The sequence below is a fragment of the Pseudomonas sp. TH49 genome, assembly GCF_016650625.1.
Lineage (GTDB): Bacteria > Pseudomonadota > Gammaproteobacteria > Pseudomonadales > Pseudomonadaceae > Aquipseudomonas > Aquipseudomonas fluorescens_H.
This window is the reverse complement of the sequence record NZ_JAEKFL010000001.1, coordinates 2,583,162-2,605,150: the sequence shown is the minus strand read 5'-3', so window position 1 is coordinate 2,605,150 and position 21,989 is coordinate 2,583,162. Positions and strand designations below refer to the sequence as shown.

18 protein-coding genes and 1 pseudogene are annotated in these 21,989 nt (G+C 61.3%); 13 read left to right on the top strand and 6 right to left on the bottom strand.

Annotated features, from left to right (window positions below):
• Positions 1-205: 205 nt before the first annotated feature.
• From JFU48_RS11885 to JFU48_RS11870, 4 genes and pseudogenes are all read right to left on the bottom strand, one after another.
• A pseudogene (locus tag JFU48_RS11885) lies at positions 206-1,053 on the bottom strand (ChaN family lipoprotein).
• A gap of 20 nt (positions 1,054-1,073) precedes the next feature.
• Entirely contained in the window at positions 1,074-1,841 is a 768-nt protein-coding gene (locus JFU48_RS11880) for a heme ABC transporter ATP-binding protein (protein WP_201136569.1), read from the bottom strand.
• On the bottom strand, positions 1,841-2,824 hold the full coding sequence (locus JFU48_RS11875) for a FecCD family ABC transporter permease (RefSeq protein WP_201137075.1): 984 nt from the start codon (positions 2,822-2,824) through the stop codon (positions 1,841-1,843). The genes JFU48_RS11880 and JFU48_RS11875 overlap by 1 nt, the downstream gene beginning before the upstream one ends.
• Before the next feature lie 50 nt (positions 2,825-2,874).
• On the bottom strand, positions 2,875-3,747 hold the full coding sequence (locus JFU48_RS11870) for a heme/hemin ABC transporter substrate-binding protein (protein WP_201136568.1): 873 nt from the start codon (positions 3,745-3,747) through the stop codon (positions 2,875-2,877).
• Positions 3,748-3,909: 162 nt separating this feature from the next.
• Between JFU48_RS11870 and JFU48_RS11865 the strand changes: the two genes are divergently transcribed.
• The gene (locus JFU48_RS11865) at positions 3,910-4,227 is read left to right on the top strand and encodes a Rieske (2Fe-2S) protein (RefSeq protein WP_027614091.1); all 318 of its coding nucleotides are present in this window, start codon (positions 3,910-3,912) and stop codon (positions 4,225-4,227) included.
• Here JFU48_RS11865 and sfsA read toward each other — a convergent pair.
• Complete coding sequence (sfsA, locus tag JFU48_RS11860; RefSeq protein ID WP_003228246.1) at positions 4,224-4,937, bottom strand: DNA/RNA nuclease SfsA; 714 nt, start codon at positions 4,935-4,937, stop codon at positions 4,224-4,226. The genes JFU48_RS11865 and sfsA overlap by 4 nt on opposite strands.
• A complete protein-coding gene (locus JFU48_RS11855) occupies positions 4,937-6,109 on the bottom strand; it encodes a pyridoxal phosphate-dependent aminotransferase (RefSeq protein WP_003228248.1) in 1,173 nt (390 codons plus the stop codon). Before JFU48_RS11855 ends, sfsA begins: the two co-directional genes overlap by 1 nt.
• 334 nt (positions 6,110-6,443) lie before the next feature.
• Between JFU48_RS11855 and dksA the strand changes: the two genes are divergently transcribed.
• From dksA to acs, 12 genes are all read left to right on the top strand, one after another.
• Positions 6,444-6,887 (top strand): RNA polymerase-binding protein DksA, encoded by a 444-nt coding sequence (gene dksA, locus JFU48_RS11850; protein WP_003228250.1) that lies wholly within the window; start codon positions 6,444-6,446, stop codon positions 6,885-6,887.
• 211 nt (positions 6,888-7,098) lie between these two features.
• On the top strand, positions 7,099-7,995 hold the full coding sequence (gene gluQRS / locus JFU48_RS11845) for a tRNA glutamyl-Q(34) synthetase GluQRS (RefSeq protein ID WP_201136567.1): 897 nt from the start codon (positions 7,099-7,101) through the stop codon (positions 7,993-7,995).
• Positions 7,996-8,072: 77 nt separating this feature from the next.
• Positions 8,073-8,249, top strand: a complete 177-nt coding sequence (locus JFU48_RS11840; RefSeq protein ID WP_003176118.1) for a hypothetical protein — start codon at positions 8,073-8,075, stop codon at positions 8,247-8,249.
• Positions 8,233-11,187: a sensor histidine kinase gene (locus tag JFU48_RS11835; protein WP_003228254.1), complete on the top strand. Its 2,955-nt coding sequence runs from the start codon at positions 8,233-8,235 to the stop codon at positions 11,185-11,187. The genes JFU48_RS11840 and JFU48_RS11835 overlap by 17 nt, the downstream gene beginning before the upstream one ends.
• A gap of 22 nt (positions 11,188-11,209) precedes the next feature.
• A complete protein-coding gene (locus tag JFU48_RS11830; RefSeq protein ID WP_103484960.1) occupies positions 11,210-12,646 on the top strand; it encodes a sigma-54-dependent transcriptional regulator in 1,437 nt (478 codons plus the stop codon).
• A gap of 736 nt (positions 12,647-13,382) precedes the next feature.
• Positions 13,383-14,783 carry a polynucleotide adenylyltransferase PcnB gene (locus JFU48_RS11825; RefSeq protein WP_003228258.1) on the top strand — a complete coding sequence of 467 codons (1,401 nt, stop codon included), beginning with the start codon at positions 13,383-13,385 and terminating at the stop codon, positions 14,781-14,783.
• Positions 14,784-14,786: 3 nt separating this feature from the next.
• The gene (gene folK / locus JFU48_RS11820) at positions 14,787-15,272 is read left to right on the top strand and encodes a 2-amino-4-hydroxy-6-hydroxymethyldihydropteridine diphosphokinase (protein ID WP_201136566.1); all 486 of its coding nucleotides are present in this window, start codon (positions 14,787-14,789) and stop codon (positions 15,270-15,272) included.
• A 400-nt stretch (positions 15,273-15,672) separates the two neighbouring features.
• Complete coding sequence (gene panB / locus JFU48_RS11815) at positions 15,673-16,473, top strand: 3-methyl-2-oxobutanoate hydroxymethyltransferase (RefSeq protein WP_003228263.1); 801 nt, start codon at positions 15,673-15,675, stop codon at positions 16,471-16,473.
• Positions 16,470-17,330, top strand: coding sequence for a pantoate--beta-alanine ligase (panC, locus tag JFU48_RS11810; RefSeq protein WP_003228265.1), 861 nt, complete (start codon positions 16,470-16,472; stop codon positions 17,328-17,330). Before panB ends, panC begins: the two co-directional genes overlap by 4 nt.
• Positions 17,331-17,529: 199 nt before the next feature.
• On the top strand, positions 17,530-17,910 hold the full coding sequence (panD, locus tag JFU48_RS11805) for an aspartate 1-decarboxylase (protein ID WP_003228271.1): 381 nt from the start codon (positions 17,530-17,532) through the stop codon (positions 17,908-17,910).
• Positions 17,911-18,140: 230 nt separating this feature from the next.
• Positions 18,141-19,805, top strand: coding sequence for a glucose-6-phosphate isomerase (pgi, locus tag JFU48_RS11800; protein ID WP_201136565.1), 1,665 nt, complete (start codon positions 18,141-18,143; stop codon positions 19,803-19,805).
• A 213-nt stretch (positions 19,806-20,018) separates the two neighbouring features.
• Positions 20,019-21,956 carry an acetate--CoA ligase gene (acs, locus tag JFU48_RS11795; RefSeq protein WP_201136564.1) on the top strand — a complete coding sequence of 646 codons (1,938 nt, stop codon included), beginning with the start codon at positions 20,019-20,021 and terminating at the stop codon, positions 21,954-21,956.
• Positions 21,957-21,989 lie beyond the last annotated feature (33 nt).

Genomic DNA, 21,989 nt, shown 5'->3' with positions numbered 1-21,989 from the left:
CCAGCCATTTGCACGACTAAATCAAGCAAACGGAAAAACAGTGGTTGACTCGGTAATGAGAATCGCTATGATTATCACAACTGGTCGCGAGATCAGTCGATATTCTGAAAAGCCCTTGGTTCGGACTCTCAGATTATCTCCTCATCAGGCTAATCACGGTTATTTGACCCGGTTTTTACCGGGTCTTTTTTTGCCTGTGGAAAAGTCATTGGCCAAATTGTTTGCGCATCTGCGCGCAGTAATCCTGCGCGGGCGTGGCCGGGGTGTACCAGACGAAATCAGCCATCGCCGCAGTCACTTCAGCGCCCTGCTCGGCGAGCATCAGCACCGTTGGTGCCCGGGCCGCGCCCAGATCCAGCACATGCAGCGGCACGCCAACATCCTTGCGCGCATGCCAGCCCCCCGCCAACAGTAACGCCGGCGTCGGTGCCGCCATCAAGCGTTCGGCCGCCGATCCCGCTGTTGTTGAACAGCAAGCATCGCCGGCATCTGTGATTTGGGCAGCAAGCCGCAATGTGAGTCGCTGATCTGTTCGAGCAGCGTGGCTTTCACCAATGCCGCATTGCTGCGAACACCGCTGAGGGCTGGCGACTGACGGTAGACAGCGCGGATTTCGCCGTCATCCAGATTGGCCGCCAACAGCGGATAGGGTTGCGTGAGGGCAAACCGAACGATCGGTCCATAGAGACTCCAGTCCCAGCCATCCTGCCAGGCCAACGCGGCGGGAAGATCAGTAGGGGGCGCTGCTGCATGGCGAACCTGGTCAACGTTCGGCTGTTGCTTCGGCGTGAGCATTTCCAGCAGCAGACTGCCCTGAGGGCGCTGCTCCCCAAGCACCTGCAACAGCCACAACTGCGCGGCGTGGTGATCGGCGTTGTCATGCTGCTCGCCGATGATGAGCAGTTGCGGTCCCGACAGACGCGTCAGCAGTTCCTGTGCCGTCAGTATCTGGCCGCTGTGCAGATCACGAATTTCGCCATTGATTGGCGGGGGCGGGGCAACATGCTCACATCCTGCAAGCAGCAACACCGCTAACAACCACATCCCGCGCATACCATCACCTCGATGAGAAATCAGCGGGCGATGATCAGCGGATGCCCACGCTCCGGGTGCGGCTGCACCAATACTTCGAGACCGAACACAGCTTTGAGCGAGTCCGGTCGCAAGACTTGCTGCGGCGTATCCAGCGCCACCGGGCGCCCGCCTTCGAGCAGCAACACCCGATCACAATAGCGCGCCGCCAGATTCAGATCATGCAGGATGACCAGCACCGCCGCGCCACGATCGGCAAACTCGCGCACCGCCTGCAACGTGGTGTGTTGATGCAAGGGATCGAGCATCGAGGTCGGTTCATCCAGCAACAGGGTTTGTCCGGCCTGCCCAGGCCATAGCTGCGCCAGCACCCGCGCCAGATGGACACGCTGGCGCTCGCCGCCCGACAGCGCCAGATAACTGCGCCCGCTCAGATGCCCGGCATCCGCAGCGGCCAGCGCTGCCGCAACGATCTCGTCGTCGCGCGCCCGACCGCTTTGATATGGCAGGCGGCCCATACCGACCACTTCTTCCACGCGGAAGGCAAAATCCAGCGTCGACACCTGCGGCAACACCGCCAGACGCTGGGCGCGTTGAATACCTGTCCAGTGACTCAGCGCCTTGTCATCGAGCAACACCTCGCCCTCACCCGCAGCCAGTTCACCGCACAACGCACCGAGCAAGGTGCTTTTGCCGGCACCGTTCGGCCCGAGCACACCCAGCACCTCACCGGGTTCAAGTTGCAGGGTGACGTCGCTGAGGACTGTCTTGCGCCCGCGACGGATATGCAGATTGTGCGCACGCAGCATCAGGCACGTCCTCGCAACAGCAAATAGAGGAAGAACGGCGCACCGATAAACGCGGTGACAATACCGATCGGCAACTCCGCCGGCGCCAGCGCCAGCCGCGCCACCAGATCCGCCAGCAACAACAGGCTCGCCCCCGCCAACACTGATGCTGGCAGCAACACCCGGTGATCGGGCCCGGCCAATAAACGCACCAGATGCGGCACTACCAGCCCGACGAAGCCAATCATCCCCGCTGCTGCCACCGCCGCGCCAACACCCAACGCCGTGCAGAACACCAGTTCACGCTTGAGCCGTTCGACATCAATCCCCAGATGCCCGGCTTCGGACTCCCCGAGCAACAGCGCATTCAGCGCTTTGGCACGACGCGGCAGCCACAACGCAACGCCGGTGCTGATGATCAGCAATGGCCACAGCCGCGCATAACTGGCGCCATTGAGGCTGCCCAGATTCCAGAAAGTCAGCGTGCGCAAGGTCGCATCATCCGCCAGATAGGTGAACAGACCCACCGCCGAGCTTGCCAACGCCGTCAGCGCGATCCCGGCCAGCAGCATGGTCGCGACGTTGGTCTGGCCGTTGCGCCGTCCGAGCCGATAGACCAGCGCCGTCACGCCCAGGCCACCGAGAAACGCGCACGCCGACAACAGATACGGCCCGAACCACTCTGGCAAACCGCCAAAAAACGAACCGCCGACAATCGCAATCGCTGCGCCGAGTGCCGCACCGCTGGACACCCCGACCAGCCCGGGATCGGCCAACGGATTGCGAAACAAGCCCTGCATCGCCACGCCCGACAGCGCCAGCACGCCGCCGACGGCCAAGCCGAGCAAGGTACGCGGCAGACGGATCTGCCCGAGAATCAGCTCAGCCTGCTCCAGACCGTCCGGCGCCACAGGTACGCCGAGCATGCGCAAGGCCGCGCGCAACGTATCGAACAGCGGCAGGCTCACCGGCCCCAGCGCCAATGACAGCCAGATGGCCAGCAAACACAGGAGCGTCAGGCCGATAAACAGGCTTCGTGGTTTGACCAGCGTGGTCATTGGCCGCTCGCGGTCGGGTAGAAACCGTCAGACAAATTCTTCAGTGCCGCCGGCAAACGTGGCCCAAGCCCGCCGACCAGCAGCGTCGGATCCAGCTCCAGCACCCGTCCGGCCTTGGCCGCACGGCTTGAATTGAGAATGGGGTTTTCCTTGAACAACGCCGCTTTTGCCGCCTCGCCGCTCAACGCGCGATCAGCAAACACCAGCACCTCAGGATCGAGCCCGGCCAGCGATTCCACGGAGAACGGCTTGTAACCGGTATGCGTCGCCAGGTTATGTCCGCCGGCCCGTTGCAGCATCCAGTCGGCGGCAGTGTCCTTGCCGGCAATCAACGGTTTACCGCCGGCATGCCCGATCAATACCAGCACACCGGGCGCCTTATGCCTGGCCTGCAACTCGACGATTCGGGCTTTCTGCGCGGTGAGCTGCTGTTGATAACTTTCCAGCAACTGCGCCGCCTGCTCTTGCGCGCCCAGCAACTGTCCGAGATGCGTAACGTTTTTTTCCAGGGTCGGCAGATCCGGCTGCGCCGAAAACAGTTCAACCTGTACCTTGGCGCTCTTCACCTGAGCAATAACCGGCGGCGGGCCCATTTCTTCGGTACCGATGAGAATGTCCGGGCGCAGGCTGAGAATGTCTTCAGCCGAGAGGCTGCGTTGATAACCGATGCTTGGCAGCTGCTTCAGCGACTGCGGATGCTGGCTGGTGGTGTCGACCCCGACCAGTCTGGATTCGCCACCCAATGCACTCACCCACTCCGAAAGCGCCCCACCGGCGCTGACCCAACGCTGTGGCAAATCGGCAGCTGTCGCCTGAAGGCTGGCGAGCAGTCCGACACACAGCACAACAACGCGGGTAATCAGGCGCATACGCAACTTTCCTTGAACAGTTTTCCCGGGCAGCGAACCGGCAGGCCAAGTATCCTTGGCGGCGGCTGCGCACAGTGGGCGAAGGCGGCCATTTGATAATTGTTTGCATTTAAACGTCAAGCTCGGACATTTCCTGAAACGAGCCGACACTTGAGGATAGCCATGAAGTTCTTGTGCGCCGGCGCCGATCTCGCTGAGGCCGGCAGCCGTGGGTTCGACATCGACGGCAACAAACTGTTTGCCGTGCGCCGCAATGGTCAGGCCTATGTTTATCTCAACCGTTGCCCGCATCGTGGTGTGGGCCTGGAATGGCATCCCGACCAGTTTCTCGACCCGAGCAACAGCCTGATCCAGTGCGCCACCCACGGCGCACTGTTTCTGATCGAGGACGGTGAATGCGTCGCCGGGCCCTGCGCCGGACAATCCCTGACCGCCATCCCCTGCCGCGAAGATGCCCAAGGGTTGTGGATAGATGTTTAACCGTTGAGCAAAACGTCCAGCCGCCGGTCGATCACCATCTCTTCGTGGTTCAAACGCACGCCGTAGGCCAGCACCTCGACCCCGCACGCCACCGCTTCACGCAGGGCATCGGCGTAGGCCGAATCGATTTCCTCGGCCGGCCGCACCGCTTCAATCCCGCTGAGATTGACGCAGTACAACTGCACCGCACGAATACCGTCACGAGCCAGATGCGCCAGTTCACGCAGATGCTTGGCGCCGCGCTGGGTGACCGCGTCAGGAAACGCCGCCACGTTGGTTCCATCGAAGCCTAACGTGACGCTTTTTACTTCCACGTAGGCCGGACCGCTCGGGTATTCGAGGCGAAAGTCGATGCGGCTCTTTTCCTGGCCGTACGGCACTTCGCGTTTAAGCGCCGTAAAGCCGTTCAACTCGCTGATGACTCCGGCTTGCAGCGCCTCTTCGACCAGCGCATTGGCGCGCCCGGTGTTCACGCAGAACAGCCGCCCTTGCGGGGTTTCGCCGATTTCCCAGGTACCGGGCAGCTTGCGTTTCGGATCGTTTGAGCGACTGAACCACACCTGCCCGCCCTCGACCTGACAATTCAGCATCGAACCAGTGTTCGGGCAGTGCAGGGTCAACAACTCGCCATTGACCGTTTCAACATCCGCCAGAAAACGTTTGTAGCGGCGAATCAACCGCGCCTCTTCCAGAGCCGGATAAAAGCGCATCAGCCTTGCCAGCTCTTCAGGCCGCGAGCGATGCGTTCCACCGCTTCCTGTAAGCGAGGGAGGTTTTGCGTGTAAGCAAAACGCACATGGTGGCTGGCCTGATAACGGCCGAAATCCAGCCCCGGGGTGAAGGCAACGTGCTCGGTTTCGAGGAAATGTCGGCAGAACGCGAAGGCATCACCGCCGAACTGGCTGATATCGGCGTACAAGTAGAACGCACCTTCAGGCTCGACGGCGATGTTGAACCCTAACTCGCGCAACGCCGGCAGCAGGAAGTCGCGGCGGCGGCCAAATTCCGCGCGGCGCTCTTCGAGGATGGCGATAGTGTCCGGCTCGAAACAGGCCAGTGCGGCGTACTGCGCCATGCTCGGGGCACTGATGTAGAGGTTCTGTGCGAGTTTTTCCAGCTCACTGACCGCCGCGTCCGGCGCCACCAGCCAGCCGAGACGCCAGCCGGTCATGCCGAAATACTTGGAAAAACTGTTGAGGACAAAGGCGCTGTCATCGACTTCCAGCACGCTGGCGGCATCGGTGCCGTAAGTCAGGCCGTGGTAGATCTCGTCCACCACCAGATGCCCGTGGCGCGCCTTGATCGCTGTGGATAACCCGGCCAGTTCATCGCGGGTCAGAATGGTACCGGTCGGGTTGGCCGGCGACGCCACCAACGCACCGACGCTGTCGTGATCCCAATGCCGCGCCACCAGATCCGGGGTCAGTTGGTAACGCACCTCCGGTCCGACCGGAACCAGTTGCGCCGCGCCTTCGACCAGACGCAGGAAGTGCCGGTTGCACGGGTAGCCCGGATCCGCCAGCAGCCAGTGTTTGCCCGGATCGACCAGCAAGGCACTGGCCAGCAACAGCGCACCGGAGCCACCCGGGGTGATCAGGATCCGCCGCGGATCAATGTTCAGGCCGTAACGCGATTGATAGAACCCGGAAATTGCCTCGCGCAGCTCGGGAATGCCGCGCGCGGCGGTGTAGCGCGTCTTGCCCGCCGTCAGCGCCGCTTGCCCGGCACGGATGATCGGCTCGGCCGTGGTGAAGTCCGGCTCGCCGATTTCCAGGTGGATCACGTCGTGACCTTCGGCCTGCAGTTCGTTGGCCCGCGCCAGCAGCGCCATCACATGGAACGGTTCGATCGCACGACTGCGCGCACTGTAGGGCTGAGCCATTGGCCTTCCTTCGACGGGGAAAAAGAAACGATTCTACCCATCTGCCGGAACGAGCGAGAACCCATCGCGGTCACAGCCTCAAGAACGCTGGACTGTAACGATATGAGCGTACGCTCCAGGATTGACTAAAATCAGTGATTGAACAGGCTTTCAACAGCGCCAGACACGGCTTGCCAAACATCTGCAAGCGCCACCCGCCGGGGCCTCGACATCCGGGAGTAGCGCGGGCCGAATTGATCTGGTAAGTTCGCCCGCTTGCAGCCGCAGGGCCGGCAGGTGTCGGTGATGGAGCAATCCTGCGCAATGGATTACAAGAGTAGAGGCGGTCCATTTCATGCCCACCCAAGCAAAGCAACAGCAGCAAGCGACGATCAGCGGCTTCGAACCTTACGTTCCGAAGGCCGGCGAAGAGTACATGGGCGCCCCCATGCGCGCGCACTTCACCAAGATCCTGAACAAGTGGAAACAGGACTTGATGCAGGAAGTCGACCGTACTGTTGATCACATGAAAGACGAAGCGGCCAACTTCCCTGACCCGGCCGACCGTGCCAGCCAGGAAGAAGAATTCGCCCTCGAGCTGCGCGCCCGCGACCGCGAGCGCAAGTTGATCAAGAAGATCGACAAGACCCTCGAACTGATCCAGGACGAAGAGTACGGCTGGTGCGAATCCTGCGGCATCGAGATCGGCGTCAAGCGCCTCGAAGCCCGTCCTACCGCCGATCTGTGCATCGACTGCAAGACCCTGGCGGAAATCAAGGAAAAGCAGGTCGGCAAGTAATCTCGACCTGAACGAAAAACGGAGCGTGCGAACGCTCCGTTTTTGTTTCTGCCTTTTGCCTTTGCCCTTTGGCCTTGCTTTTGTGGGAGGGGGCTTGCTCCCGAATGCGGCCGGCCATTCAACATCCAGGTTGTCTGAACTGACGCTTTCGCGAGCAAGCCCGCTCCCACAGGGGTAATCTGCGCGAATCCTGAAAAGTTATATTGTCCACATGACTGCCAAAACCGCCCCCGCCTACATCGGCCGCTTCGCCCCGACCCCCAGTGGCCACCTGCACTTCGGCTCGCTGGTCGCTGCCCTCGCCTCTTACCTCGACGCGCGCGCGGTCGGCGGGCGCTGGCTGGTGCGCATGGAAGATCTCGATCCGCCCCGGGAGGAACCCGGCGCGCAGGCGGCGATTCTCAAGGCGCTGGAAAGCTACGGTTTCGAATGGGACGGCGAGATGGTGCGCCAGAGTGATCGGCACGACGCCTACGCCGAAGTTCTCAACAGTCTGTTCAACCACGGCCTGGCTTACGCCTGCACCTGTTCGCGCAAACAGCTGGAGCCGTACCACGGCATTTACCCGGGCTTGTGCCGCAATGCCGGCCATGACCAGCAAGAGGCGGCGATCCGCCTGCGCGTGCCGGAGCTGGAATACCACTTCATCGACCGCGTGCAGGGCGAGTTTCGCCAGCATCTGGGGCGCGAAGTCGGCGATTTCGTGATTCGCCGCCGCGATGGCCTCTACGCCTATCAACTGGCCGTGGTGCTGGATGACGCCTGGCAAGGCATCACCGACATCGTGCGCGGCGCCGACCTGCTCGACTCCACGCCGCGCCAGCTCTACCTGCAAGAACTGCTGGGCCTGCGCCAGCCGCGCTATCTGCACCTGCCATTGATCACGCAGCCGGACGGCAACAAGCTCGGCAAATCCTACCGTTCGCCGCCGCTTGAGGCCGATCAAGCCACCCCGCTGTTGCTGCGGGCCCTGCGTGCGCTGGGGCAAAACCCAGGTGCCGAGCTTGAATACGCCTCACCGCAGGAATTGCTCAACTGGGGAGCAGCCCACTGGGATGCATCGAAGATCCCGCGCACACTGACCCTGCCCGAAGCGCAACTGCAATGACGACACTTGCAGTCGCGCCGCCATCCGTTACCATCGCCGCACGTTTTCGGGCACGCGCATAAAAAAGAGAGGCCGGGATGTACATCTATCGCTTGGTCCTGCTTCTGGTCGTGGGAATCTATCTGTTTTCGCCAGCCATCATGGATTGGTGGATCGACGCCACGGGCGCCTGGTATCGGCCGTATCTGCTCTGGTTGATCCTGATTGTCGTGACCTTCATCCTGCAGAGCCAAAAAGATGCCGATGAGCTTTAGCCTGACCCAGATGATCCTGATCAGTGCCGCGTACCTGGCGGTGCTGTTCGGCGTTGCCTGGATCAGTGAACGGGGCATGATCCCGCGGGCGATCATTCGCCACCCGTTGACCTACACCCTGTCGCTGGGGGTCTATGCCAGTGCCTGGGCGTTTTATGGCACGGTGGGGCTGGCCTATCAGTACGGCTACGGCTTTCTCTCCAGTTATCTCGGGGTCTCCGGCGCGTTTCTGCTGGCGCCGGTGCTGCTGTATCCGATCCTGAAAATCACCCGTACCTATCAACTGTCGTCGCTGGCGGACCTGTTCGCCTTCCGCTTTCGCAGCACCTGGGCCGGCGCGCTGACCACGATCTTCATGCTGATCGGCGTACTGCCGCTGCTGGCGTTGCAGATTCAGGCGGTGGCCGATTCCATTGGCATCCTGACGGGCGAACCGATCCAGAGCCGCGTCGCGCTGGCGTTCTGTGCGCTGATCATTCTGTTCACGATTTTCTTCGGCTCCCGGCATATCGCCACCCGCGAGAAACACGAAGGACTGGTGTTCGCGATTGCCTTCGAATCGGTGATCAAACTGATCGCCCTCGGCGGCGTCGGCCTCTATGCGTTGTACGGTGTGTTCGACGGCCCGCAACAGCTTGAGCTGTGGCTGCTGCAAAACCAGACCGCCCTCGCCGCGTTGCACACGCCGCTGCAGGAAGGGCCGTGGCGCACGCTGTTGCTGGTGTTCTTCGCCTCGGCGATCGTGATGCCGCACATGTATCACATGACCTTCACCGAAAACCTCAATCCGCGCTCGCTGGTCAGTGCCAGCTGGGGCCTGCCGCTGTTCCTGTTGCTGATGAGTCTGGCGGTGCCGTTGATTCTCTGGGCCGGCCTGAAGCTCGGCGCCACCACCGATCCGGAATATTTCACCCTCGGCATCGGCATTGCCGCCAACAGCAAACCACTGGCCCTGCTGGCGTACGTCGGCGGATTGTCGGCGGCCAGTGGCCTGATCATCGTCACCACGCTGGCGCTGTCGGGGATGGCGCTGAACCACCTGGTGCTGCCGCTGTACCAGCCGCCGGCCGAAGGCAATATCTACCGCTGGCTGAAGTGGACCCGCCGGGCGCTGATCGTGGCGATCATCATGGCCGGTTTCTGCTTTTATCTGATGCTCGGCGCCGGGCAGGACCTGGCCAACCTCGGCATCGTCGCGTTCGTCGCGACCCTGCAATTCCTGCCCGGCGTGCTCTCGGTGCTGTACTGGCCGACCGCCAACCGGCGCGGCTTTATCGCCGGTCTGATGGCGGGGATTCTGGTGTGGGTGGTGACCATGCTGTTGCCGCTGGTCGGCAATCTGCAGGGTTTCTACATTCCCCTGCTGAACATGATCTACGTGCTGGACGACACCAGTTGGCACATGGCGGCCATCGCCTCGCTGGCGGCCAACGTTCTGATGTTCACGCTGATCTCGCTGTTCACCAACGCCAGCCCGGAAGAAGCCAGCGCCGCCGAAGCCTGCGCGGTGGATAACGTGCGTCGTCCGCAGCGTCGCGAACTGCACGCCGCCTCGCCCCAGGAGTTCGCCACGCAACTGGCGAAACCGCTGGGCGCCAAGGCGGCGCAGAAAGAAGTCGAGCAAGCCCTGCGCGACCTCTATCTGCCGTTCGACGAACGCCGTCCTTATGCCTTGCGCCGCCTGCGCGACCGCATCGAAGCCAACCTCTCCGGCCTGATGGGGCCGAGCGTGGCGCAGGACATGGTCGAAACCTTCCTGCCGTACAAGGCTGGCGGCGAGAACTATGTAACCGAAGACATCCACTTCATCGAAAGCCGCCTCGAGGACTACCACTCGCGCCTCACCGGGCTGGCCGCCGAACTCGACGCCCTGCGCCGCTACCATCGCCAGACCCTGCAGGAGCTGCCGATGGGCGTCTGCTCGCTGGCCAAGGATCAAGAGATCCTGATGTGGAACAAGGCCATGGAAGAACTCACCGGCATCGCCGCGCAACGGGTGGTCGGCTCGCGCCTGAGCACCATCGCCGATCCGTGGAAGCAACTGCTGCAAGGCTTCATCAACCTGCCCGACGAACACTTGCACAAACAGCACCTGGCCCTCGACGGCCAGACCCGCTGGCTCAATCTGCACAAAGCCGCGATCGATGAACCGTTGGCCCCGGGCAACAGCGGCCTGGTGCTGCTGGTGGAAGACCTGACCGAAACGCAGATGCTCGAAGACAAACTGGTGCACTCCGAACGCCTGGCGAGCATTGGCCGACTGGCGGCGGGTGTGGCCCATGAAATCGGCAACCCGATCACCGGCATCGCCTGTCTGGCGCAGAACCTGCGCGAAGAGCGTGAAGAAGACGGCGAGTTGACGGAAATCAGCGGGCAGATCCTCGAACAGACCAAGCGTGTGTCGCGCATCGTGCAGTCGCTGATGAGCTTCGCCCACGCTGGCAGCCACCAGCACAGCGACGAACCGGTGTGTCTGGCCGAAGTCGCGCAGGATGCGATTGGCCTGCTGGCGCTGAACCGGCGCAACTTCGAAGTGCAGTTCTACAACCTGTGCGACCCCGATCACTGGGTCGAAGGCGATCCGCAGCGGCTCGCCCAGGTGCTGATCAATCTGCTCTCCAACGCCCGTGACGCTTCGCCTGCGGGCAGCGCGGTGCGGGTCAAGAGTGAAGCCGGCGAACACACGGTCGATCTGATCGTCGAGGACGAAGGCAGTGGTATTCCGCAGAACATCATGGATCGATTGTTCGAACCTTTCTTCACCACCAAGGATCCTGGCGAAGGCACCGGTCTGGGCCTTGCACTGGTCTATTCCATCGTTGAAGAGCATTATGGACAAATCACCATCGACAGCCCGGCTGATGTACAAAGCCAGCGCGGCACCCGTATCCGGGTGACCTTACCGCGTCATGTCGAAGCGACGTCCGCTGTGAACTGAGACCGTCGAGAGTATCGAATCAATGCCGCACATTTTGATCGTCGAAGACGAAACCATTATCCGCTCCGCCTTGCGCCGCCTGCTGGAACGCAACCAGTATCAGGTCAGCGAAGCCGGTTCTGTGCAGGAAGCACAAGAACGCTTCAGTATTCCCACATTCGATCTGATCGTCAGCGACCTGCGCCTGCCTGGCGCCCCCGGTACCGAGCTGATCAAGCTTGGCCAGGGCAAACCGGTGCTGATCATGACCAGCTACGCCAGCCTGCGCTCGGCGGTCGACTCGATGAAGATGGGCGCGGTGGACTACATCGCCAAGCCTTTCGATCACGATGAAATGCTTCAGGCCGTCGCGCGGATCCTGCGTGATCACCAGTCGGCGCCTGCAGCTGGCGAAGCCGTTGTCGGCAAACCGGCCAATGGCAGCAGCAAGTCCGCCGTCGATAACAGCAACGGTGAAATCGGCATCATCGGTTCGTGCCCGCCGATGCAGGATCTGTACAGCAAGATCCGCAAGGTCGCGCCAACTGATTCCAATGTATTGATTCAGGGCGAGTCCGGTACCGGTAAGGAACTGGTGGCCCGGGCCCTACACAACCTGTCCAAGCGTGCCAAGGCACCGATGATTTCGGTGAACTGCGCAGCCATCCCGGAAAGCCTGATCGAGTCCGAACTGTTCGGCCACGAAAAAGGCGCGTTCACTGGCGCCAGCGCCGGTCGCGCCGGTCTGGTGGAAGCGGCGGACGGCGGCACGCTGTTCCTCGACGAGATCGGCGAACTGCCGCTGGAAGCCCAGGCCCGCCTGCTGCGCGTGCTGCAGGAAGGCGAGATTCGCCGTGTGGGTTCGGTGCAGTCGCAAAAAGTCGATGTGCGCTTGATCGCCGCGACCCACCGCGACCTCAAGAGCCTGGCGAAAATCGGCCAGTTCCGTGAAGACCTGTATTACCGCCTGCACGTGATTGCCCTGAAATTGCCGGCTCTGCGTGAACGCGGCGCCGACGTCAACGAAATCGCCACGGCGTTCCTCGCTCGCCAGAGTGCGCGCATCAACCGTACCGACCTGAAATTTGCCGCCGATGCCGAACAGGCCATCCGGCATTATTCCTGGCCAGGTAACGTGCGCGAGCTGGAAAACGCGGTCGAGCGCGCGGTGATTCTGAGCGAAAGCCCGGAAATCTCTGCCGACCTGCTGGGCATCGACATCGAGCTGAGCGACCTGGAAGACGACGAATTCATCGGCTTGCCCGCACAAACCGCGGGTAACACCAGCAACAGCAGCCATGAGCCGACGGAAGACCTGTCACTGGAAGACTACTTCCAGCACTTCGTTCTCGAGCATCAGGATCATATGACCGAGACCGAACTGGCGCGCAAACTGGGCGTCAGCCGCAAGTGCCTGTGGGAACGCCGCCAGCGCCTGGGTATTCCACGGCGCAAGACCGGGGTCACCAGCGAGAGCTGAACGTTACCTGTCGAGTGTGCGGGTAACGCTTGAGGATGTGAAAAAACTGTTACCTCAGTCCTTTCACGTAACAGAAGCCGGGGTTATCGGTAACGAAACCCCGGCTTTTTTTCGCCCCGAGAAAACCGTTATATCGACCTAACCCCTTGTTTTATTGGGCTTCGCAAAAGTTGGCACGGCACCTGCTATATGTTTGGTACAAGAACAATAACAAGCAATGCACAAGACAATAAAAATAAGACGAATCGACTCACGCACAATAAAAACAAGACGGCGAGAGGCGCAGCTAACTGATTCTTTTGGAGAGGCGTTGTATTTGGGGCTAGCCCCACGACCAGGCCGAGAACAACAAAAACTGTCCTAAGACAGAGCCTGTACTGGTTGGATCGCAAGATCACTGCAACACAGCGACCAAAGCAATCCGTTTGCTCTTGGCTCCCGATTGGGAGGGTCATGAAGGAACAGCTTCATGGCGAGGGCACTCAACAAAAACAAGAAGCCCGAATCAATAATAAAAAAGAGCACGCAACTACTTCTGGGGGAGCTTCGGCTCCCCTTGTAGTTTCTGTGTTTCGGCAAATTCCCTCCGTTTCTACCCTGCTCGATGCCTGTAGCCTGCGGCTTGCAGCGCAAATCTTCTGCGTCCTACACCATCCCCCGACTAAATGCTAGAATCTGCGCCCATCATGCGGTCATTCTTTGGTATGGCCGAACATTCCTTCAAACAGTGCATCCCATGCTGAAGAAGCTGTTCCAGTCATTCCGGTCTCCCGTGCGTCGTACGCAACACATCCGCAGCACCCCTGAAGTGCTTAACAGCGGCCAACACTCGCTGCAAAAAGGGCAATTCAGCCGCTATGCGGTCAATATCGTCGAACGCTTGCAGGGCGCCGGCTACCAGGCCTATCTGGTCGGTGGTTGCGTGCGTGACATGCTGTTGGGCATCACGCCCAAGGACTTCGACGTCGCCACCAGCGCCACCCCCGAGCAAGTCCGTGCCGAATTCCGCAATGCGCGGATCATCGGTCGCCGCTTCAAACTGGTGCATATCCATTTCGGTCGCGAAATCATCGAAGTCGCGACCTTCCGCGCCAATCACCCGGTCAATGAAGATGACGAAGACAGCAACCAGTCTTCGCGCAACGAGAGCGGGCGGATTCTGCGCGACAACGTCTACGGCACCCTGGAAGAAGACGCGCAACGCCGCGACTTCACCATCAACGCCCTGTATTACGATCCGGTCAGCGAGCGCATTCTCGATTACGCCAACGGCGTACACGACATCCGCAATCACCTGATCCGACTGATCGGCGATCCGAAGCAGCGTTACCAGGAAGACCCGGTGCGCATGCTGCGAGCCGTACGTTTCGCCGCCAAGCTCAATTTCGGCATCGAGAAGCACACCGTGCAGCCGATCCGCGAACTGGCGCCCATGCTGCGCGAGATCCCGTCGGCCCGTCTGTTCGAGGAAGTACTCAAGCTGTTCCTCTCCGGCCATGGCGCGATCACTTTCGAGATGCTGGTCGATCTGCAACTGTTCGCCCCGCTGTTCCCGGCCAGTGCCGACGCACTCGAGCACAACCCGGAATACACCCACACGCTGATCAGCGAAGCGCTGACCAACACCGACCTGCGCATCAAGCAGAACAAACCGGTTACCCCGGCGTTCCTGTTTGCCGCCCTGCTGTGGCCTGCCCTGCCGGCCCGCGTGTTGCGTCTGCAGGAACGTGGCATGCCACCGATTCCAGCGATGCAGGAGGGTGCGCACGAGCTGATCGCCGAACAGTGCCAGCGCATCGCCATTCCAAAGCGTTTCACCATGCCGATCCGCGAGATCTGGGACATGCAGGAACGCCTGCCACGCCGCAGCGGCAAACGCGCCGACCTGCTGCTGGACAATCCACGCTTCCGCGCCGGTTACGACTTCCTGCTGCTGCGTGAAAGCGCTGGCGAGCAGACCGATGGCCTGGGCGAATGGTGGACGGATTATCAGGACGCCAACGACAGCGAACGTCGCGACATGATCCGCGACCTCAGCGGCAAGGGTGATGACGCCAGCGGCGCGCCGCGCAAACGTCGTCGCAGCAGCGGTTCCAAGCGCAAGCGCGCCGGGGCCCCGAGCGCATCGGGCGAATAAGGCATGGAACGCATCTATATCGGCCTGGGCAGCAATCTCGCTGACCCGGCCGAACAATTGCGCAGCGCGCTCAACGCGCTGGGCCAATTGCCGCAGACCGCCCTCGCCGGTGTTTCGGCGTTCTATCAGAGCGATTCACTGCTGCCGGGGCAACCGCGTTACACCAACGCGGTCGCCGCCCTCGACAGTGACCTCGCGCCGCTGGACCTGCTTGATGCGCTGCAAGCCATCGAGAATGATCAGGGCCGCAAGCGACTGGAACGCTGGGGGCCGCGCACGCTGGATCTGGATATCCTGTTGTTCGGCGATCACCTGATCGACGAGCCACGGCTGAAAGTCCCGCACTATCAGATTCAGGAACGAGCGTTCGTTCTGTATCCCTTGGCCGAACTGGCCCCCGCAGATCTGCGCCTGGCCGATGGCCGCACCCTCGCCGATCTGCTCGCCGCCTGCCCGTTCGTCGGCCTTGAACGCCTCTCCCACGCCTGAAAATATTCCCCCTCTGTGGGAGCGGGCTTGCTCGCGAAAGCGCTGTGTCAGTCACTCAATCAGTCAACTGACCCACCGCTTTCGCGAGCAAGCCCGCTCCCACATTGAGTATTCCAAATCTGATTTTTTGTCGGACAAAAACCCCGTCCATCAACCCTGCCGCACCGCTGAATCGCATCAGTAACGCCGGTAACACTCCCCTCGTAACAATGCGGTAACACACGCAATTGACTTCCGCTTGGCTCCTCACGACTATAGGCGTCCCGCTGCCGCCAACCCGGCACATACGGGCGCAATCCAGGCCTTATAAGCACGACAAAAGACCGTGCGCCTGAGTAGATGAAGAATCACGCGCGTTACTCGCAGTAGTTTCCAGAGCGCCTGAACGAGGATTTTTTACATGCCAGCCATCACCCTGACCACGCTCCAGAGCCTCAAGCAGAAAGGTGAAAAGATCACCATGCTGACCTGCTATGACGCGACCTTCGCCCACGCCTGCAACGAGGCCGGTGTCGAAGTGCTGCTGGTGGGCGACTCCCTCGGCATGGTTCTGCAAGGTCACGACAGCACCCTGCCGGTGACCATCGCAGAAATGGCCTACCACACCGCCTGCGTCAAACGCGGCAACACCGACGCCCTGATCCTGGCCGACCTGCCGTTCATGGCCAACGCCACTATTGAGCAAACCCTGACCAACAGCGCCATGCTGATGCAGGCCGGCGCGCACATGATCAAGGTCGAAGGTGCGCTGTGGCTGGCGGAGTCGATCCGCCTGCTGGCCGAACGCGGTGTGCCGGTCTGCGCGCACATGGGCCTGACCCCACAGGCCGTGAACATTCTTGGCGGCTATAAAGTGCAGGGCCGCAACGAGAACCAGGCGCGGCAGATGCGTGCCGACGCGATCTCGCTGGAGCAGGCTGGCGCAGCCATGCTGCTGCTCGAATGCGTGCCGAGCGAACTGGCTGCGGAAATCAGCCAGGCCGTGAAGATTCCGGTCATCGGCATCGGCGCCGGTAGCGATACCGACGGCCAGGTACTGGTGCTGCACGACATGCTCGGCCTGTCGATCACCGGTCGCGTGCCGAAATTCGTGAAGAACTTCATGAACGGCCAAGACAGCATCCAGTCAGCATTGAAGGCTTATGTCAATGAAGTCAAAGCCGTCACGTTCCCTGGCATCGAACACGGATTCTCTGCATGAACACCGTTAAAACCGTACGCGAACTGCGCGCCGCCGTGGCCCGCGCCCGCAGTGAAGGCAAGCGCATCGGCTTCGTGCCGACCATGGGCAACCTGCACAGCGGCCATGTCGCGCTGATCACCAAAGCCACCCAGCGTGTGGACTTCGTGGTTGCGAGCATTTTCGTCAACCCGCTGCAGTTCGGCGCCGGCGAAGACCTCGACAAATACCCGCGCACCCTGGCGGCGGATCAGGAAAAGCTGCTGCAAGCCGGCTGCCATTTGCTGTTCGCCCCGACCGTCGAGGAGATGTACCCCGACGGCATGGCCGGGCAGACCCGGGTCAGCGTGCCGCAACTGTCCGAAGGCCTGTGCGGCGCCAGCCGTCCGGGGCACTTCGAAGGTGTGGCGACGGTGGTCAGCAAGCTGTTCAACATGGTCCAGCCGGATCTGGCGATCTTCGGTCAGAAGGACTTCCAGCAACTGGCGGTGATCCGCGCGCTGGTGCATGACCTGAACATGCCGATCCAGATCATCGGTGAACCGACCGTGCGTGCGGCCGATGGCCTGGCGCTGTCGTCGCGCAACGGTTTCCTCAGCGAAGATCAACGTGCCGTGGCTCCGGTGGTCTATCGCACCCTGAACGCGATTGCCGAGTCGATCAAGCACGGTGAGCGTGACTACCCGGCGCTGATCGCTACGCAGGTGCAACAGCTGGAAGCCGCCGGCCTGCGTCCGGATTACCTGGAAATCCGCCACGCCCTGACCTTGCGTCCGGCAACGGCAGAGGACCGCGATCTGGTGATTCTGGTGGCCGCGTTCCTCGGCACCACGCGGTTGATCGACAACCTGCACCTGAACCTCGATAGCCCGACTTAAAAAACAGCGCAATACCCCTGTGGGAGCGAGCCTGCTCGCGAATGCGGTGCATCATTCAGCAGATAGGTTGACTGACACACCGCCTTCGCGAGCAAGCCCGCTCCCACATTGGTTTCTGGTGTCCACACAGACCATATTGCCGCCCCCAAAGCCTTCGGGCACACTGCCCGCCGTTCGCTTCCAACCCGGGAAATCCCTCATGCACGCCATCATGCTCAAGGCCAAGTTGCACCGCGCCGAAGTCACTCATGCGGTACTCGATTACGAAGGTTCCTGCGCCATTGATGGCGAGTGGCTGGACTTGTCCGGCATCCGTGAGTACGAGCAGATCCAGATCTATAACGTCGACAATGGCGAGCGTTTCACCACCTACGCGATTCGTGGCGAAGAAGGTTCGCGGATGATTTCGGTCAATGGCGCAGCCGCGCATAAAGCCAAGGTCGGCGACCGCGTGATCATTTGCGCCTACGCCCATTACAGCGAAGCGGAACTGCTCAATTTCAAGCCGCGCATGCTGTACATGGCGCCGGGCAATGAGCTCAGCCACACCAGCAACGCCATTCCGGTTCAGGTGGCCTGAGCCGCTTCGACGCGCCACTCCCCTTCCGTTGGTCGGCTTGTTCCCGGTATTGATGTTAAAAAAGTACAGGGAACAGGTCAGAAGAAGTCAAGACAGATCGCAGCGCGAGGTTTACTGTATTCGCCCTGCGTTGAAAAATCGTGTCGACGCATTTGACCCTCGCCCAAACATGGCGTATCGGTCTGTTCTGTGTTCAAAAGGCCGTTCAAGTAAAAAGGAAAACCGCAGCGATGGCGTACTACCGCACTCCTCATGACGTTACCGCTCTGCCTGCCTGGCAAGCGTTGAAAGATCACCGCCAAGCCATGCAGGATTTCAGCATGCGCGAAGCCTTCAACGCCGATCCGCAGCGCTTCAATCAATTCACGCTCAGCAGCTGCGGACTGTTTCTCGATTATTCGAAGAACCTGATCAACGCCGAGACCCGCAATCTGCTGGTGGGTCTGGCCAATGAAGTCGATCTGAAAGGCGCGATCAAAGCGCTGTTCGACGGCGAAATCGTCAACGCCTCCGAAGGCCGCCCGGCGCTGCACACCGCCCTGCGCCGTCCGGTCGGCGACAAGCTGTCGGTCAACGGCGTCAACGTGATGCCGGAAGTGCACAAGGTGCTGAACCAGATCACGGATCTGGTCGGCCGCATCCACGACGGCCTGTGGCGTGGTTACACCGAGAAGCCGATCACGGACGTGGTCAACATCGGCATCGGTGGTTCGTTCCTCGGCCCGGAGCTGGTCTCCGAAGCGCTGCTGTCCTACGCGCAGAAAGGCGTGCGTTGCCACTATCTGGCGAACATCGACGGCAGTGAGTTCCACGAGCTGACGCAAAAACTGCGCGCCGAAACCACGCTGTTCATCGTTTCGTCGAAGTCCTTCAACACCCTCGAAACCCTGAAGAACGCTCAGGCCGCACGCGCCTGGTATCTGGCTCAGGGTGGTTCGGAAGCCGAGCTGTATCGCCACTTCATCGCGGTGTCGAGCAACAACGCTGCTGCAGTAGCATTCGGTATCCGTGAAGAAAACATCTTCCCGATGTGGGACTGGGTCGGCGGTCGGTACTCGCTGTGGTCGGCCATCGGTCTGCCGATTGCCCTGGCCATCGGCATGTCCAACTTCAAGGAACTGCTGTCCGGTGCCTACACCATGGACCAGCATTTCCAGAGCGCCCCGTTCGAACAGAACATGCCAGTGCTGCTGGCCCTGCTCGGCGTGTGGTACGGCAACTTCTGGGGCGCGCAAAGCCACGCGATCCTGCCGTACGACCACTACCTGCGTAACATCACCAAGCACTTGCAACAGCTGGACATGGAATCCAACGGCAAGAGCGTGCGTCAGGACGGCACCCCGGTGTCGACCGATACCGGCCCGGTGATCTGGGGTGGCGTCGGCTGCAACGGTCAGCACGCTTACCACCAGTTGCTGCACCAGGGCACCCAACTGATTCCGGCCGATTTCATCGTGCCGATCGTCAGCTTCAACCCGGTCTCCGATCACCATCAGTGGCTGTACGCCAACTGCCTGTCGCAAAGCCAGGCGCTGATGCTCGGCAAGACCCTGCCGGAAGCCGAGGCCGAACTGCGCGACAAAGGCATGAGCGAAGAACAGGTGCACAAACTCGCACCGCACAAGGTGATCCCGGGCAACCGTCCGAGCAACACCATCGTGGTCGAGCGCATCAGCCCGCGTCGACTGGGTGCGCTGGTCGCCATGTATGAACACAAAGTGTTCGTGCAGAGCGTGGTCTGGGGCATCAACGCCTTCGACCAGTGGGGCGTGGAACTGGGCAAGGAATTGGGCAAAGGCGTTTACAACCGTCTGGTCGGCAGCGATGAAACCACCGCTGACGATGCTTCTACCCAGGGCCTGATCAACTACTTCCGCGGTCGTCACCGCGGGTGATGTGAATGGGTTGCCCACAAACCCTGTGGGCAACCCATTTCCAATGTGGGAGCGAGCCTGCTCGCGAATGCGGTGTGTCATTCAGCATCTTTGTGACTGATACACCACATTCGCGAGCAGGCTCGCTCCCACAGTTGTTTTAGGGATGACTTGAACCTCCGGGCCGCTCGGCGCATCTTTATTCCTGTCGCACAACAAGAATAAGGAACCGTCATGTTCGATATCAGCACGTTCCCCAAAGCCGATGCCGTCCGCCGGGCTGCGCAGTTGAGTCAGGACGACTATAAGCGTCTGTACCGCGAATCCATTGAATACCCCAGCGCCTTCTGGGCCGAACAGGCCACCCGCTTCCTCGACTGGAGCACACCGTGGCAGACCGTGCAGCGCTACGACCTGAAAACCGGTGAAGCATCCTGGTTTGCCGGCGGCCAACTGAACGTCAGCTACAACTGCATCGACCGTCACCTCGCCCAGCGCGGCGAGCAGACCGCGATTCTCTGGGAAGGCGACGACCCTGCCGAATCGGCGCAGATCACCTACAAAAAACTCCACCATCACGTCTGCCGTCTGGCCAATGTGCTGAAAAGCCGTGGGGTGAAAAAAGGTGACCGGGTGTGCATCTACATGCCGATGATCCCCGAGGCGGCCTATGCCATGCTCGCCTGCGCGCGGATCGGCGCGATTCATTCGGTGGTGTTCGGCGGCTTCTCCCCGGACTCATTGCGTGACCGCATCCTCGACGCCGACTGCCGCACCGTGATCACCGCCGATGAAGGCGTACGCGGCGGCAAGTTCGTGCCGCTCAAACACAACGTCGACAAGGCCCTGCAAAGTTGCCCGGACGTCAGCACCGTCGTCGTAGTCGAACGCAGCCAAGGCCAGGTCGATTGGGTCGAGGGCCGTGATCTCTGGTATCACCAGGCCGTGCGTGACGTCAGCGACGATTGCCCGCCAGAACCGATGGACGCCGAAGATCCGCTGTTCATCCTCTACACCTCCGGCAGCACCGGCAAACCCAAAGGCGTGCTGCACACCACCGGCGGCTACCTGCTGCAAGCGGCGATGACCTTCAAGTACGTGCTCGATTACCGCGACGGCGAAGTGTTCTGGTGCACCGCCGACGTCGGCTGGGTGACCGGCCACAGTTACATCGTCTACGGCCCGCTGGCCAACGGTGCGACCACGCTGATCTTCGAAGGCGTGCCAAGTTATCCGAGCACTTCGCGCTTCTGGCAGGTGATCGACAAACACCACGTCAACATCTTCTACACCGCGCCGACCGCCCTGCGCGCGTTGATGCGCGAAGGTGTCGGGCCGTTGCAGGAAACGTCGCGCCAAAGCCTCAGATTGCTCGGCAGTGTCGGTGAGCCAATCAACCCGGAAGCGTGGGAATGGTATTTCAACGTGGTCGGCGAACAGCGCTGCCCGATTGTCGATACCTGGTGGCAGACCGAAACCGGCGGGATCATGCTCAGCCCGCTGGTCAGTGCGCAACGCATCAAGCCGGGTTGCGCCACGCAGCCGATGTTCGGTGTGCAACCAGTGCTGCTCGACGAGCACGGCAAGGAAATCAAAGGCGCCGGCAGCGGCGTGCTGGCGATCAAGTCGAGTTGGCCGGCGCAGATCCGCAGCGTCTACGGCGACCCGCAACGCATGGTCGACACCTACTTCAAGCCCTACCCCGGCTACTACTTCACTGGTGATGGCGCACGCCGCGACGAAGACGGCGATTACTGGATCACCGGGCGCATCGATGACGTGATCAACGTCTCCGGCCACCGCATCGGCACCGCCGAAGTGGAAAGCGCGCTGGTCCTGCACGACAGCATCGCCGAGGCCGCCGTGGTCGGTTACCCGCACGACGTCAAAGGCCAGGGCATCTACGCCTTCGTCACGCCCATGAACGGCTTCGAGCCGAGCGATGAGCTGAAGAAAGAACTGCTCGCCCACGTCAGCAAGGAAATCGGCAGCTTCGCCAAACCGGACCTGATCCAGTGGGCGCCGGCCTTGCCGAAAACCCGCTCAGGCAAGATCATGCGGCGGATCCTGCGCAAGATCGCCTGCAACGAACTCGACAGCCTCGGCGACACGTCGACCCTGGCCGATCCGAGCGTGGTCCAGGGCCTGATCGACAAGCGCCTGAATCAGTAACATCTCCGGCGCGGCCAACTGCCCGCGCCCTCC

Coding starts and splice junctions, on each gene's coding strand:
- acs (WP_201136564.1), top strand. CDS start 20,019: ATGTTCGATATCAGCACGTTCCCCAAAGCCGATGCCGTCCGCCGGGCT.
- JFU48_RS11870 (WP_201136568.1), bottom strand. CDS start 3,747: ATGCGCCTGATTACCCGCGTTGTTGTGCTGTGTGTCGGACTGCTCGCC.
- sfsA (WP_003228246.1), bottom strand. CDS start 4,937: ATGCGCTTTTATCCGGCTCTGGAAGAGGCGCGGTTGATTCGCCGCTAC.
- panB (WP_003228263.1), top strand. CDS start 15,673: ATGCCAGCCATCACCCTGACCACGCTCCAGAGCCTCAAGCAGAAAGGT.
- JFU48_RS11865 (WP_027614091.1), top strand. CDS start 3,910: ATGAAGTTCTTGTGCGCCGGCGCCGATCTCGCTGAGGCCGGCAGCCGT.
- JFU48_RS11880 (WP_201136569.1), bottom strand. CDS start 1,841: ATGCTGCGTGCGCACAATCTGCATATCCGTCGCGGGCGCAAGACAGTC.
- gluQRS (WP_201136567.1), top strand. CDS start 7,099: ATGACTGCCAAAACCGCCCCCGCCTACATCGGCCGCTTCGCCCCGACC.
- panC (WP_003228265.1), top strand. CDS start 16,470: ATGAACACCGTTAAAACCGTACGCGAACTGCGCGCCGCCGTGGCCCGC.
- panD (WP_003228271.1), top strand. CDS start 17,530: ATGCACGCCATCATGCTCAAGGCCAAGTTGCACCGCGCCGAAGTCACT.
- pgi (WP_201136565.1), top strand. CDS start 18,141: ATGGCGTACTACCGCACTCCTCATGACGTTACCGCTCTGCCTGCCTGG.
- JFU48_RS11835 (WP_003228254.1), top strand. CDS start 8,233: ATGCCGATGAGCTTTAGCCTGACCCAGATGATCCTGATCAGTGCCGCG.
- JFU48_RS11855 (WP_003228248.1), bottom strand. CDS start 6,109: ATGGCTCAGCCCTACAGTGCGCGCAGTCGTGCGATCGAACCGTTCCAT.
- JFU48_RS11830 (WP_103484960.1), top strand. CDS start 11,210: ATGCCGCACATTTTGATCGTCGAAGACGAAACCATTATCCGCTCCGCC.
- JFU48_RS11825 (WP_003228258.1), top strand. CDS start 13,383: ATGCTGAAGAAGCTGTTCCAGTCATTCCGGTCTCCCGTGCGTCGTACG.
- JFU48_RS11840 (WP_003176118.1), top strand. CDS start 8,073: ATGTACATCTATCGCTTGGTCCTGCTTCTGGTCGTGGGAATCTATCTG.
- dksA (WP_003228250.1), top strand. CDS start 6,444: ATGCCCACCCAAGCAAAGCAACAGCAGCAAGCGACGATCAGCGGCTTC.
- folK (WP_201136566.1), top strand. CDS start 14,787: ATGGAACGCATCTATATCGGCCTGGGCAGCAATCTCGCTGACCCGGCC.